Here is a 14,305-nt window from a genome sequence, read left to right on the forward strand (position 1 = left end):
AATTAATATTACAAAGACGATAATGATTATCAATATTAATTAAAGGGGTTACATAAAGGTGAAACGCAATCTATCTATTCTATTTACTCTCATTCTTGTTATTTTTACCATTGTTGGTTGCTCTTCTAAACAAGAAGAAGCACAGCTAAAAGAACAACCGAAAACAAAAGTTGTAAAACATGCAAAAGGTGAAGTTAAAATTCCGACAAACCCAAAAAGAATTGTCGACTTATCTGGATCATCTGAAGAACTATTACTTCTTGGTCATAAACCTGTTGGTACAGCTAACACGTATAAAGATAAAATCCAAGATCATTTGCAAGAAAAGCTAAAAGATGTAAAAGCAGTTGGTTGGTACTGGGCACCTAAAGTTGATTTAGAAGCGGTTACTGCTTTAAAACCAGACTTAATTATTTTAAACAACCGTCAATTGAAAATTTATGATCAATTAGCAAAAGTTGCCCCAACAGTTGTTCTAGAAACAAACTTAGAAAACTGGCGCGACAAATTTAAGGAAGTAGGCAAGCTATTTGACGAAGAGAAAAAAGCAGATAAATGGATTGCAGACTACGATAAAAAAGCAGATTCCTTATCTAAAAAAATTAAAGAGAAAACAAAAGATGAAAACTTTATGTTCCTTGCTGTAACACCGCAAAACTTCCGTGTATATGGTAGCTTCGGATATGGTGATATTCTCTTTAATGACTTAAAACTTCCTGCAACGAAAGGAACAGATTTAAAACAGACGATGGCACAAGTATCATTAGAAGGCCTTGTTGCATTCCAGCCTGATCAAATGTTTATCGTAAACTTTGGTGGCGAAGCAGATAAAGTGTTCGATGACTACAAAAATAGTGCTGTTTGGAAAGATAACAAAGCTGTAAAAAATAATCATGTTTACGAAGTAAGCAATGAAGTCTTTAACACAAAAGCATTCAACCCTATCGGCAAAGATATGCTAATTGATGAAATTGCAAAACAAATTTTAGATAAAAACAAATAAGAAAACCAGCAGCTCACATCAGCTGCTGGTTTTCTTATTTTGCACTGCATACTGCTTCATTTTCTCAATCGTCTTCACAAAACGCTCTTTTGACTTGATACGAATACCACGTTTTAGCTTTGCACGATCATAACTTTCTAGCTTTTTCATATCAATTTGGAAGAATGAGTGAATCGCATTATCACTTTTTGGTACACCGTTAAAAATTTGCAGTATCCCCTCATTGGAAACACCAAAATACCCACTCGTTTTAAGTAGTGGTGAAATATCATCCACCTTTTTTTGCAGTACAATTTGCGTATCATCACGATCAACAAGCTGCCATTCTTTATACTGCTGAAGAAAATGTTCTAAATTTGCTACTTTTTCAGTGAAAATTTCCTCACTTACCTCTCCATCTACATACATACGCTCTAATAGAATCGTAACTTGAGGTTCTTTTTGCGTAACCTCTAATGCAGAAGCCGCAGCTATCACACTTGATTCATGATATAAACAAAACATAGCGATTACAACTTGAACTGCAACCATCATGAATTTCATTTCCGCTCACCTCTTCTAAGCAAAATAAAACTTCCGTTTGTAGTTTTTCCGGAAATAGAAGTTTTATCCATAGTAACAGCGGTGGTTATTTTTAATGAAAATAAAAAAAATGCAGGTAAGGTGTAATCCCTACCTGCATGAGTCATTTACTTTTATATAATAAGAAAGACGCCTGCACATAGCAGGCGTCTTGATGCGTTTACGGCGAGAGACCAGGCGGCCACATCCGCGTGTTTAGCACTTAAGCATATCTCTCGTCTTACGTAAATTAGCTCATCGCTTTGCTAATATAACATTAATGTAAAAAGAACGCAAGCTAAACATAGAAAAATTTCATTAACTTTTTACAACAGTATTTATTCCTACAACCATTAAAGTAAAATATAAATTGATTAATGCAATATATATGTTACAATAAATGTAGATACAATGAAAAATCTGGTAAACAGGAGTGAGTATATTGAAAAGAATAAAAGATGAACGTTTAATCCTTCAAAATTTAAAGAACGTTCGAATTGCCTTTCTCTTTCAATCAATTGGTATAATAGGGATCTTAGGGTATATTGGCTTCAATGAAGGTATAGATCAAATTACAAAATCTCCACTATGGTTATTATTCATACTAACAAGTATACTTCTAGCCTATTTACAAATGGGAATCTCTATTGATGCAGAAGAAAATGAAAAAGAAATGAAACTAACGCCTTATTACAAACTTGTTTTACGTTCTGCTATCGTAGGGATCATTTTTGTTATTATTTATGTTATTTTCAGCCCTGAAAGACCGCTATGGGAAGGCATTCTTATGGGAAGTATTCTCTTTTTATGCTTTTTAGCTTCTTATTCTGTTGGTTACTTTATTAAAAAAAAACGTATGCAGGATATTGATGAATGACTTTCTGCATCGCTATTTTAATATTTATGAAAGTAAAAAGGGAAAGGCCGTAAACCTTTCCCTTTTTTTTGTTATCGCACTGTACCAGTAAGACCAGCACGAACGTCTCGGAATAAATCTGATATGTCACGATTTAAATTGTTTGTAACTGTTCCGCTGCGCAGACGCGTATTCATCGCATCTACACGTTCAAACATGTCATTTTTTACTGTTACATATACATTTCGGTTTTTCACGTCATTCGCAACTGCTTGACGGATTTCATTTGCCATTGCCTTTTCATCTGTTACTGCACCACGTGGTTTCACTGCAATAACTACATCATTTCCACGCACAACTGTAGAAACACGATCCACATTATTCATACCCTTAACACGATTTGTAATTCTTTCTGCAGTTTTACCATCATTATTAATGTATGAATTATTCATTGTAACGTTACGAGTTGGATATGGATTTGCCATTTGACCGTGGTAATTTACATCACGGTAGTAGTTATATCCAACATCATTACGACGATCATATACATTATCTGTAACTCTATTTCCATTTCGATATGTTACATAATCTGTATATCGATCTGTACGTGCTACATTATTTCTGTATGGTTGTGTATCATAATAAGATGTACGTTCATAATTGTAGTTCGCATTGCGCCCATCCATCGCACTTTTATTCTTAGGTGTACCACATGCAGCTAATGCACTGGTAACTAACAAAGAAGCGGCAATAATTTTAATTTTTTTACTCAATATAAAAACCCCCCTTGTTAGGTTGAACTTCTCTCTCGAAAAGCTCCTTCTTATAGTGAGTAACAAAGGAGATTTTTACACTTGTTAATATTTCACTAGGAATTTTCTAACACGACCTCTTTATTGTTAACGCAACTCTCTCTACTCCTCATCTTCTGCAAGTGGTTCTCCAAAAATCTCTGGTGGATCTTGCTGATAATTCATCGCACCTGGCTGCGGTGCATATGCGACTTGAGCTGTTGGATAATATGGAGAATTAGGATAATATGGCCCACCTGGCTGTGGACTATATAAATTTCTTTCCTCACCACATCCACAATCTTCTTCTGCTGGCATCATTTGTGGAACATTATTACCAGCTTGCGGTTGGTATGGCATTGAAGTATGTTGCACTGGCATTTGGTGCGGCATCATTGGCATACCTTGTGTATGTGGCATTTGATAATACGGATTTTGCTGTTGTTGATATGGCATTTGATAATATGGATACTGTTGTGGCATCATTGGCGATTGATATGGCATCGGTATTTGCTGCGGCATCATTGGTGGTGGTTGATTATTATCCATCTTTGGCATTATATTGGGATTTTGGTTATTATCCAGCATTGGCATGATATTCGGCATTTGATTATTATCCATCATCGGCATGATATTCGGCATTTGATTATTATCCATCATCGGCATGATATTCGGCATTTGGTTATTATCCATCATAGGCATGATATTCGGCATTTGGTTTTTATCAATAATAGGCATGATATTCGGCATTTGGTTTTTATCCATCATTGGCATGATATTCGGTGGTGTTACTTGTGGAATAATAAGACTTTCTTTTGTCACATCCGGTGCAACTATATTACCCACATTTTCCTTCTTCGTCTGTGGTGACACTATATTACCCACATTTTCCTTCTTCGTCTGTGGTGACACTATATTGCCCACATTTTCTTTTTGCACTTGTGGCGCAACTATATTACCTACATTTTCCTTTTTCGTTTGCGGCACCACTATATTACTTACATTTTCTTTTTTCGTTTGTGGTGACACTATATTGTTCGGTTTCATCTTATTAATAATTTGCGGGGCAATTAACTCGCTTCCTTTTTTTATTACATCTGAAATTTTATAGTCTTTTGCAGGCTTAATCGGTGGTTGTGGCGGCTGTGGTAATATATTCACTGAAAACTTTGTGCTTTCTTTTCCCACAGGTTTCTCTACCTTTTCTACAACTGGTGGCTTTTCAATTACAGCTGGTTTTTCAACGACAGGCGGCTTTTGAATAGGTACTTCTTTTTGAATAGGTATTTCTTTCTGAATCGGCTTTTCTTTTTGAATGGGCATTTCTTTTTGCGGCTTCATTTGCATTTCTTTTTGCGTTTGCTGCATAGCCGGTTGCTGCGTAATCGGCGCAGATTGATATGGTGCTTCTTCTTCATCTTCTATTCCAAGCGGCGTAGGTGTCGCTGCAAATTCTTTTTGTTGTACCTCTTTTACATATTCTTTTGGAGGAGCTGAACCAGCACCCATATTTTTTTTCACATGCACACTGCTAGATGGCACTTTTATTTTCATACCTGGCATAATCAGATCGGGATTAGTAAGCTGCGTATTCGCCTTTTTTAACGTTTCAAAATCTACTCCGTACTTTTTCGCAATTTTCCAAAGGGTATCCCCTTTTTGCACGATATGAATTTTCAAATTTTCCCCCTCCTGTATTACTTATCTATAAGCCAAAATAATGTAAAGTGAAACTGTCCTCTATAATTTAACACTCTTGCTCTTACCATTTAGTCATACACAATATTGCACGAATATGAAAAAATACAATGATTCCCTCAACACAATGTATGACTGCAATTAGCTAATTATGTTTAATAAAAAAGCGACGGAAATCCGTCGCTTTTACACACGCTCTAACATACGATTTAAGGCAAGAACTGCTTCTTTTGTCACCTGCTTATCTACTTGAATAACATTGACTTCTTCTCCACGCTCTATCGTTTCTAACACCCACAATAAATGTGGTAAATCAATACGATTCATCGTTAAACAAGGACACATAAAAGGGTTTAATGAAATAATTTCTTTATCCGGGTGTTGATGAATAATCCGGTTTACTAAGTTCATCTCTGTACCAATTGCCCATTTGCTTCCAGATGGTGCTTGTTCGATCATATCAATAATATACTTTGTTGACCCTGCATAGTCAGAAGCTGTTACCACTTCATAACAGCATTCTGGATGAACAATAATATTCATATCAGGATGATTTTTTCGTACGCTTTCAATATTTTTCACAGTAAAATTTTGATGAACCGAACAATGACCTTTCCATAAAATCACCTTCACATCTTCTATATTCCCATCATATTCTAATGAATCTGTATGCGGATCCCAAACCGCCATTTTATCTAATGAAATACCTAGGTCATACGCTGTATTTCTTCCTAAATGTTGATCTGGTAAAAAAACAAGACGCTCTTTTTGCGTAAATGCCCAAGATACCATTTTTTTTGCATTTGAAGATGTTACTGTCGCCCCGCCATTTCGTCCACAAAATGCCTTAATAGCTGCCGTAGAATTGACATATGTTAATGGAATCATCGTATCCCCAAATAACTGCGTAAGTTCGTTCCAAGCTCGTTCTGTTTGTTCGATATCTGCCATATCCGCCATGGAACAGCCAGCACGCATATCTGGTAAAATAACGACCTGTTCATCGGCCGTTAACATATCTGCTGTTTCAGCCATAAAATGCACACCGCAAAAGACAATATATTTCGCTGCTTTATTGCTAGCCGCTACTTGCGCAAGTTGCAATGAATCTCCCGCAGCATCTGAAAATTGAACAACTTCATCCTTTTGATAATGATGCCCTGGAATAAATAATGCTTCCCCTAATTTTTCTTTAATTTCACGAACGCGCTCTTCCATTTCTTGTACTGACATCGTTTGATAACGCTCTGGTAACATCGTTTCAATTAGCTGAACTTTCTCTAAAATACTCATTTGTAATCTCCCCCTCTAACCCTCTCACCTTAAACTTCAATATTAAAGCTAATATCTAACGCCTTTACAGAATGTGTTAATAATCCAAGTGAAATGTAATCTACCCCTGTTCCACCATAGTTCGATAAATTTTCAATTGTAATGCCGCCGGATGCTTCTGTCACAATTGTACTTGGAACAATTTTAGAAAACTCACGAACTTCTTCTGGTGTACGGTTATCAAACATAATAATATCCGCTCCTGCGGCAATCGCTTCGCGCAATTGTTCTTCTGTCTCCGTTTCCACTTCAACTTTCACCATATGCCCAAGCTTTTCTTTCACAGATGTAACAGCTTTTGTAATAGACCCTGCAAAAGCAATATGGTTATCTTTAATCATGACACCATCGTATAATCCGAAGCGATGGTTATATCCGCCTCCGCAAACAACCGCATATTTATCAAACATACGAAGCCCTGGCATCGTTTTTCTCGTATCACAAATACGTGTATGATCACTTTCTAGCGCCACAACAGCTTTGCGCGTCATCGTTGCTATACCACTTATGCGTTGAATAATATTTAAAATTACACGCTCCGCTGTTAATAAAGATGCAATTGGTCCTTCGACACTTGCTAAAATCTCACCTTTTTCTACGAAATCTCCGTCTTTTTTATGAAGTGTAATTTGAATGCTGTCATCTAATAATCGAAATCCTTGTTCAATTACTGCTGTCCCTACGAATACCCCCGTTTCTTTCGCAAGGAACGTTCCCTTTGCCCTTAAATTATCAGGAAAAATAAGCTGAGATGTTACATCTTTTTCCCCAATATCTTCCAGAAAAAAACTTTCTAATGCTTTTCTTACCTTTAACGCGTTCATACAATCCCTCTTCCCCTCATTACACAAGTTGTAATTTTCTATTAGCAAGAATAATTTTTTTCGTTACTTGATTTCGTCTTGGATAATCACCACGATAATGACCACCTATGCTCTCTTTTCTTTGCAGTGCCGCTTCTGTAATGAGCTGACAAACTGTTAGCATATTTATAATTGTTATATCTTCATTTGTAAAAGCTTCATATTGCATTCGAACACTTTGTACACGATAATTTTCAAACCATTGCTTCGCATATAATAAACTCTTTTCTGTTCGTACAATTCCTACGTACGTCATCATATGTTTTTGTATTTCTTTTTTCGTAGGTAACTGAGGAACTCTTGATATTCCATGTATTTCTTCGCTATTATTTATCTTTTCTTGTACCGGATGAGCTAAAATATGTGTTCCCATTCGTTTTCCAAACACAAGCCCTTCTAACAATGAGTTGCTCGCTAATCGATTTGCACCATGCACACCGTTACAAGCTACTTCACCTACAGCATATAAATGCGGAATAGATGTTTCTCCATCACAATTCGTTTTAATGCCACCCATATGAAAATGAGCACCAGGAACAACTGGAATTCTATTTTTTTTTACATCTATACTATTCTTTTTGCATAATGCCAATACAGTAGGAAAACGTTCTTCAAAGTTTTGAATAGAAGAAATATCCAAGTATACACTTTCACCTGCAAGAAACTGTTCATGAATCGCACGTGCCACTACGTCACGCGGTGCAAGATCATGTTGTGGATGTACATCCAGCATAAAACGCTGTCCTTTTTCATTTAACAGAACAGCTCCTTCACCCCGTACCGCTTCTGAAACAAGTCCACAGCAACGTCCGCCTACATATAGCATCGTTGGATGAAATTGCACAAATTCTAAATCAACAAGTTCGCCACCAGCTCTGTATACCATCGCGAGTCCGTCACCTGTAATCGTCTCGTCGTTAGACGTAAATGCATACACCCCTCCAACACCGCCTGTAGCTAATACAATATGTTCAGCATAGTAACGATGTATATTTCCTTCGCTATCACGGGTCAAAACACCCTTACATGTATCATTTTCTATAATTAAATCGAGCACCATTTCTCGCTCCACTACTGTAACGTACGGAGCGACTTCCTGAACCAAATGCTCTAATAAAATGCGTCCTGTTGCATCTCCACCAGCATGTAAAATACGTCGTTTTCGATGCGCACCTTCTTTTCCAAGATGGGGTCTGTTTTCATCTCCATCAAATTCCACCCCATTTGCAATGAGCTTACGAATCTCTTTCGGCCCTTCTTCCACTAAATATCGAACTGCTTCTTCATTGTTATAGCCACAACCGGCCGCTATTGTATCTTCGTAATGATCATTCGCATTGTCATATGTAGCTACAGCTGCTGCAATTCCGCCCTGCGCTAAATGCGTATTGTTATTGCGGCCTGTTTTCTTTGTGATAATCATCACATTCTTTTCGTGACAAATCTCTTTCGCAACACTAAGTGCTGCAACACCACTTCCGATAATTAAGACATCTGCACTTGGCATGATCATTGCCTCCTAGTTTACACTTTTCAACTGTCTTGACACCTATATTTACATAGTTTTAAAATAATGACAAGAGTTTTTTAGAAAGTAATATTTTCACCAAGGAGTTTAACGAAATTCTCATGCTATATAAATCCATTTTATTTTTTCGACATATAAATCGCTGCTATGAAGAAGAAAAGGGGACTTACACTCATTTTCTCTCTCTGTTTTTACTTGGCATGGGGCAGGAAGAGGATCTGACCGCTTCTATGCATGGCCAGATGCTCTCTCCCACCTAAAAAGAAAGGGTTTATGTCGGGTTTTTAATTTGAATTTATATACTTTAAAATAAAAAAACGAATGTAACTCTACTATAGAGAGGACTATACATTATGATATATCTTGACTATGCAGCTACAACACCAATGAGCAAAGAAGCGATTGACACATATACGAAAGCAGCACAGCAATACTTCGGTAATGAACAAAGTTTACACAATATCGGAGGGACAGCTTCGTCTTTACTACAAGTTTGCAGGGGAGCATTTGCACAAATGATTAAAGGAAAAGAACAAGGCGTATTTTTCACAAGCGGTGGTTCTGAATCTAATTATCTTGCAATCCAGTCGCTCTTAAATGCAAAAAGCGGCAAGCACATACTTACAACACCGATGGAGCACGTATCGATTCGCAGCTACTTTCAGTCATTAACAAAGCAAGGATATACAATCACGGAAATTCCTGTGGATTCATGCGGACTTATTAACCTTAAGGCTTTAGAAGCAGCAATTACAGACGATACAGTTTTAGCAAGTATTCAGCACGGTAATTCTGAAATTGGAACCGTTCAACCTATCTCAGAAATTGGAGCACTACTAAAAAAACACCATATTTTATTTCATACAGATTGTGTACAAACATTTGGTAAGCTCCCAATTGATGTCACAACGATGCAAATTGATAGCCTTTCTGTTTCCGCACATAAAATTTACGGACCAAAGGGTGTCGGAGCTTGCTATATAAACCCAAAAGTTCGCTGGGAACCAGTCTTCCCAGGGACATCTCACGAAAAAGGATTTCGCCCTGGTACAGTTAACACTCCCGGTATCGCTTCGTTTCTGACAGCAGCAGAGCATATATTGGACGATCGTGAAGAAGAACGCGCTCGTTTTGAGCAATTACGATCCTATTTTACAGAACAATTACAAGCAAGTCCCCTTGAAATTCAAGTAGAAGGACATTCTACTTCTTGTTTACCTCATATTATTGGGGTTACAATAAAGGGAATAGAAGGTCAGTACACGATGTTAGAATGCAATCGCCATGGCATTGCCATTTCAACAGGAAGCGCATGTCAAGTCGGCAAACAAGAACCTTCAAAAACAATGCTTGCAATTGGAAAAACGTATGAAGAGGCAAAACAGTATGTCCGCTTTTCATTTGGACGTCATACAACGAAAGAACATATTGATACAACCATTCATGCACTATGCACAATAGGAAATCAATTTTATAGAGGTGTTAAATTATAATGAAACAAAATGACCAGAAAAAGATTTTAGGAGAAGAAAGAAGACAGTTCATCTTACAATGGCTCCTTGCTGCTAACGAACCGTTATCCGGGAGTGAATTATCTAAGAAAACAAATGTCAGCAGGCAAGTCATCGTACAAGATATTTCCTTACTAAAAGCGCGAAACGAACCAATTATCGCAACTGCACAAGGATATTTATATTTAAAACCACAAGCAAAGAAAAATACATTTGAACGTGTTATCGTCTGCCAGCATAAACCAGATGAAGTACGCCAAGAATTAACATTGCTAGTCGACTACGGTGTTACAATTAAAGATGTAAAAGTAGAACATCCTGTATACGGCGACATAACAGCTTCTATTATGGTGAGCAATCGTTTTGATGTTGAACAATATTTGCAAAAAATTGAAGATACAAATGCTTCCTATCTATCTCAATTAACAGATGGCATCCACTTACATACAATTGAAGCAGATTCCACAAAAAAATTAAACGCTGCTTGTGATGCGCTAGATCGCGCTGGATTTCTTGTTTATTAAAATAAAAGCACAGAGAGTTTCATTCTTCTCTGTGCTTTTATTTATGAAATGATATAATATTGAAATCAATTGGTAAAGGAGAGATGATATGGGAATCAAACTCGTTCACTTTAGCATTGGCAAACCAAAACAAATGCAATATGGAGAAAATAAAGAAATGACAACAGGCATCTGTAAAGAGCTTACAGAAGAAGCCTTTCTATCAAAAGACGGATTTCTTGGAGATGGTGTAGCTGACCTAAGGTTTCACGGCGGACCTGATCGCGCTGTTTGTCTCTATCCGTATGAACATTACGCGCTATGGGAACAAGAATTTCAAACAACACTCCCACCCTCTGCATTTGGCGAAAATATTACCGTAACAAATATGTTAGAACATGATATTTTCATCGGCGATACATATCAATTAGGTGAGGCTGTCATTCAAATTACACAAGGCCGGATACCGTGTAGTACTATCTCAAAAAGAGTTGGCATCCCCGGTATTTTACCGCGCATTGTAGAAACCGGTTATACCGGCTATTTATGCCGTGTTCTTCAAGAAGGCGTTGTTCGCAAAGACTCACAAATGAAACTACTAGAGCGCCATCCAAATCAAGTTTCTATTCTGTTTTCTAACGAAGTATATTTTCATAGACGGAAAGATACAGAGGCAATGGAGAAAATTATTGCTGTTCCAGAACTAGCAGAAGCTTGGCGCGAGCAATTAGTAGATCGCTTAGCAAAATTGAAATAAACCTCACTGCATATGCAATGAGGTTTATTTTTGTTTACAACCAATAAGACGAATAACTCCCCAGCACCGTCACAGAAAAACCAAGTGCCTCAAGCTCCATTGTTACTCCTGGCAACAACACATCATCATATGTCTTATCCACATCAATTAAGAAAAAGTAATTACCAAGTCCCGTTTTCATTGGACGAGATTCGATTTTCGATAAATTTAATTTTCTCCATGCGAAAGCTGATAATACTTGATAAAGTGCTCCTGCATAATCAGCAGGTAACGTTATCATAAGTGTCGTTTTCTCCCCGCGGTTCTCACCGTTTTTCGGTAGTAGTGCCCGCTGTTTTTTATGTAACACGAGGAAACGTGTATGGTTATTTTTATGCGTATGAATATTACGCTGCACAATTGCTAAATCATACTTCTCTGCTGCCGCTTCATTTGCAATTGCAGCGATCCTTTCTTCCGGATGTTCTTTCACATATTGCGCCGCTGCACTTGTGGAAGTCATATCCCGAACCGTTACACCTTTTAATTCTTCATTTAAAAACCTATGACATTGCGCAATCGCATGCGGATGAGAATGAACTGCATATACTTCTTTCCACACCTCTTCATAATCTGGATGCACAAGTAAATGTTGCTGAATAGGCACTGTAATTTCTCCTACAATGAAGAGCGGCTGCTCATGCACAAGATAATCAACAGTAATATTAACAGAACCTTCAATCGCATTCTCTAACGGTACAACTGCAAAGTCTACATTTCCATTTGCTGCAGCATCCATGCAATCAGGAATCGTGCGATACGGCACATGCTCTGCCTCCGGAAAAAAACGACTCACCGCCATATTTGTAAATGTTGCTTCTGGTCCTAAATAGCCAACTCGAATCATCGTCTTTTCCCCTCTTTTTCGTTTTCTTACTGTTATACCATGAATATTTTTATTTTTCTATGTGAATTTTGAATATTTTAAAAAGACTAGCGTTTGCTAGTCTATATGTTTCATATATTCTTTTTGAGCGAAGAAGAAATAGATAGCTGTTGCTGCACAATATATACCGATGATCTTTATACTTGTAAATAACACATTCATTTCCATTAAATTACTCAATGCATAGAAAGCAAATATACTATGCACTATACCGACCACAATAGGAATAAAAAATAAACTCCCCATTTGCCGTCTAACAATCCGTTTTATTTCTCCTTTCTCCATCCCTATTTTCATTAAAGACTGATACTCTTTACGATCCTGCTCAATATCTGAAAACCATTTAAAATATGTCATACTGCAAGTTGCTAAGAAAAAGAGAATACTAATAAATGATCCGATAAATAATAACACTGCTCCCCCTTCCTTAAATTGGATATATATACTGATCTTATTTCTCATCGAAGAAGAATAATCTGGAGACACTTTTCCCCTCACTTCTAACGCGAATTTTTTTTGCTCCTGCCAATTTGGAATATTATAACCATAATATACATATTTTTCATGATTAGGAATAACAATCTCCCATTGTTTAAACTGTTCATCCCGTACAACTAATAATTGATTATGGTGCCCAGCGCCATCTCCATTAAAAACCATATCTGATTTAGATTCATGCAATTTAATTTGATATGGTACTCCTAACATTTGAAAATAGAATATTTCCTTGTTATACACATCCTGACCATCAAAAGCCATTGGGTTTATAAATGTGCCATAACCTTTTTTATTGTTTACCATGCTTTTTCCTTGCTTCTTTGCTTCTTTGTTATAATCCGTTTGTGAAATAACAGTAATCGGAAACAGACGTCCGTCATGTGTTGTAATAAACTTTCCTGGTAATCCGATAAACTGTACTTTCTCTACATTTTCATAACCATATTTTTCAAATAGTGCTAAGAGCTCATCGGGAGAAATCACCTCATGAGATTCTATTCCTTTTTCTGTATAGGAAATTTCATGAGGAAATGAAAACATAGCGCTTTTGGGAAGGTCAGAAAAATATGCATATGCAGTCCCTGTTGCTGTAATAACTGTTGCTGTCAAAATAGAAATGGAAAATAAAAACTTCGCATGATCTTTCAATTTATGCTCAAGGCTGCGAAGCACAAATAGATTTGGATATGTATAATAGATATTCTTCTGTTTTTGAAGTCCTTTCAAAACAAATAAACTGCCTTGAGTAAATAAAAAATAAGTTCCTATAATTACAGTACTAAGGATTGGATAAAAGTAGAGAAATAACTCTCCTAGCGTTACCTTTACCGCAAAGGTATATCCACATAAAAGTAAAATAATCCCTAAACCAAATCGCCATTTCCCTACTTTAAAAACTCTACGTCCTTTCCTCTTATCCAATAATAAATCAACAATTTCTAACCTCCGCACATTCCACAAACTAAATAGTGCTAAAGAAAAAAACAGAATTGCATATACAACAACGGTAATCAAGAATGGTTTTATTTGAAAGATGAAATAAATCCTATTCTCTAAATCTAAGAGTACACTTAATGTCATTAAAAATAAATTTGAAAATAACATCCCAATCCCAATCCCAATACAAGTTGATACCAAGCCCACTACAGCCTGTTCTAAGAATAGTAGAATTGAGATTCTAGCATTTGTAGATCCCATTAATTTAAGCAATCCTAATTCTTTCTTTCTCGCATCAAGAAAAGTAGCATTAGAACTTAACATAAACAGTGCCGAGAACATAAGAATAAGATAACTACACCCTTGTAAACCTGATCGAATTCCAATGTGGACATTACTGTGTGCAACTTCCGGATGATGAACAAAAGATGTATACATATAAAAAACTGCTACAGAAAAAGAGCTACTTAATAGAAATGCTTTATAACTCCGCCAATTCCCCCTTATATTTTGTATCGCTAGCTGCCTGACATTCATCTGCAT

Annotated in this window: 13 protein-coding genes; 5 read left to right on the top strand and 8 right to left on the bottom strand. The window is 36.7% G+C overall.

The features are described from left to right. The first annotated feature begins 58 nt into the window (after window positions 1–58). Window positions 59–1,003 carry an iron-hydroxamate ABC transporter substrate-binding protein gene (locus JDS96_RS10125; RefSeq protein WP_199666713.1) on the top strand — a complete coding sequence of 315 codons (945 nt, stop codon included), beginning with the start codon at window positions 59–61 and terminating at the stop codon, window positions 1,001–1,003. 18 nt (window positions 1,004–1,021) lie between these two features. Here JDS96_RS10125 and JDS96_RS10130 read toward each other — a convergent pair whose 3' ends face one another. After that, window positions 1,022–1,546 (bottom strand): BofC C-terminal domain-containing protein, encoded by a 525-nt coding sequence (locus tag JDS96_RS10130; RefSeq protein ID WP_018782982.1) that lies wholly within the window; start codon window positions 1,544–1,546, stop codon window positions 1,022–1,024. Window positions 1,547–2,006: 460 nt separating this feature from the next. Between JDS96_RS10130 and JDS96_RS10135 the strand changes: the two genes are divergently transcribed. Beyond that, complete coding sequence (locus tag JDS96_RS10135; protein WP_199666714.1) at window positions 2,007–2,441, top strand: branched-chain amino acid ABC transporter substrate-binding protein; 435 nt, start codon at window positions 2,007–2,009, stop codon at window positions 2,439–2,441. Between the two features lie 71 nt (window positions 2,442–2,512). Here JDS96_RS10135 and JDS96_RS10140 read toward each other — a convergent pair whose 3' ends face one another. The 5 genes from JDS96_RS10140 to nadB all read right to left on the bottom strand — a co-directional run bounded on the left by JDS96_RS10140 (window position 2,513) and on the right by nadB (window position 8,611). Then, window positions 2,513–3,193: a YhcN/YlaJ family sporulation lipoprotein gene (locus JDS96_RS10140; protein ID WP_199666715.1), complete on the bottom strand. Its 681-nt coding sequence runs from the start codon at window positions 3,191–3,193 to the stop codon at window positions 2,513–2,515. A gap of 141 nt (window positions 3,194–3,334) precedes the next feature. Next, complete coding sequence (gene safA, locus JDS96_RS33455; protein WP_199666716.1) at window positions 3,335–4,891, bottom strand: SafA/ExsA family spore coat assembly protein; 1,557 nt, start codon at window positions 4,889–4,891, stop codon at window positions 3,335–3,337. Between the two features lie 204 nt (window positions 4,892–5,095). Next, a complete protein-coding gene (gene nadA, locus JDS96_RS10150; RefSeq protein WP_006096054.1) occupies window positions 5,096–6,202 on the bottom strand; it encodes a quinolinate synthase NadA in 1,107 nt (368 codons plus the stop codon). Window positions 6,203–6,231: 29 nt separating this feature from the next. Next, a complete protein-coding gene (gene nadC, locus JDS96_RS10155; protein ID WP_199666717.1) occupies window positions 6,232–7,065 on the bottom strand; it encodes a carboxylating nicotinate-nucleotide diphosphorylase in 834 nt (277 codons plus the stop codon). Between the two features lie 19 nt (window positions 7,066–7,084). Next, the gene (nadB, locus tag JDS96_RS10160) at window positions 7,085–8,611 is read right to left on the bottom strand and encodes an L-aspartate oxidase (protein WP_199666718.1); all 1,527 of its coding nucleotides are present in this window, start codon (window positions 8,609–8,611) and stop codon (window positions 7,085–7,087) included. Between the two features lie 371 nt (window positions 8,612–8,982). On the opposite strand from nadB, the gene JDS96_RS10165 reads away from it, so the two are divergent. From JDS96_RS10165 to JDS96_RS10175, 3 genes are all read left to right on the top strand, one after another. Then, entirely contained in the window at window positions 8,983–10,125 is a 1,143-nt protein-coding gene (locus JDS96_RS10165) for an IscS subfamily cysteine desulfurase (protein WP_199666731.1), read from the top strand. Further along, window positions 10,125–10,667 carry a transcription repressor NadR gene (locus tag JDS96_RS10170; protein WP_199666719.1) on the top strand — a complete coding sequence of 181 codons (543 nt, stop codon included), beginning with the start codon at window positions 10,125–10,127 and terminating at the stop codon, window positions 10,665–10,667. Before JDS96_RS10165 ends, JDS96_RS10170 begins: the two co-directional genes overlap by 1 nt. Before the next feature lie 88 nt (window positions 10,668–10,755). Beyond that, on the top strand, window positions 10,756–11,403 hold the full coding sequence (locus JDS96_RS10175) for an MOSC domain-containing protein (RefSeq protein ID WP_199666720.1): 648 nt from the start codon (window positions 10,756–10,758) through the stop codon (window positions 11,401–11,403). A 34-nt stretch (window positions 11,404–11,437) separates the two neighbouring features. Here the strand turns inward: JDS96_RS10175 and pheA are convergent, their stop codons facing one another. Both pheA and JDS96_RS10185 read right to left on the bottom strand, forming a co-directional pair. Then, window positions 11,438–12,289: a prephenate dehydratase gene (gene pheA / locus JDS96_RS10180; protein ID WP_016116472.1), complete on the bottom strand. Its 852-nt coding sequence runs from the start codon at window positions 12,287–12,289 to the stop codon at window positions 11,438–11,440. A 96-nt stretch (window positions 12,290–12,385) separates the two neighbouring features. Continuing rightward, window positions 12,386–14,299: an ABC transporter permease gene (locus JDS96_RS10185; RefSeq protein WP_199666721.1), complete on the bottom strand. Its 1,914-nt coding sequence runs from the start codon at window positions 14,297–14,299 to the stop codon at window positions 12,386–12,388. Window positions 14,300–14,305 lie beyond the last annotated feature (6 nt).

Source organism: Bacillus cereus group sp. N21, from assembly GCF_016483395.1.
Classification (GTDB): Bacteria; Bacillota; Bacilli; order Bacillales; family Bacillaceae_G; genus Bacillus_A; species Bacillus_A pseudomycoides.

Excerpts from the sequence above, each read along its gene's own strand:
- JDS96_RS10130 (WP_018782982.1), bottom strand. The coding sequence starts at position 1,546 with ATGAAATTCATGATGGTTGCAGTTCAAGTTGTAATCGCTATGTTTTGT.
- nadA (WP_006096054.1), bottom strand. The coding sequence starts at position 6,202 with ATGAGTATTTTAGAGAAAGTTCAGCTAATTGAAACGATGTTACCAGAG.
- nadC (WP_199666717.1), bottom strand. The coding sequence starts at position 7,065 with ATGAACGCGTTAAAGGTAAGAAAAGCATTAGAAAGTTTTTTTCTGGAA.
- nadB (WP_199666718.1), bottom strand. The coding sequence starts at position 8,611 with ATGCCAAGTGCAGATGTCTTAATTATCGGAAGTGGTGTTGCAGCACTT.
- JDS96_RS10170 (WP_199666719.1), top strand. The coding sequence starts at position 10,125 with ATGAAACAAAATGACCAGAAAAAGATTTTAGGAGAAGAAAGAAGACAG.
- JDS96_RS10175 (WP_199666720.1), top strand. The coding sequence starts at position 10,756 with ATGGGAATCAAACTCGTTCACTTTAGCATTGGCAAACCAAAACAAATG.
- pheA (WP_016116472.1), bottom strand. The coding sequence starts at position 12,289 with ATGATTCGAGTTGGCTATTTAGGACCAGAAGCAACATTTACAAATATG.
- JDS96_RS10185 (WP_199666721.1), bottom strand. The coding sequence starts at position 14,299 with ATGAATGTCAGGCAGCTAGCGATACAAAATATAAGGGGGAATTGGCGG.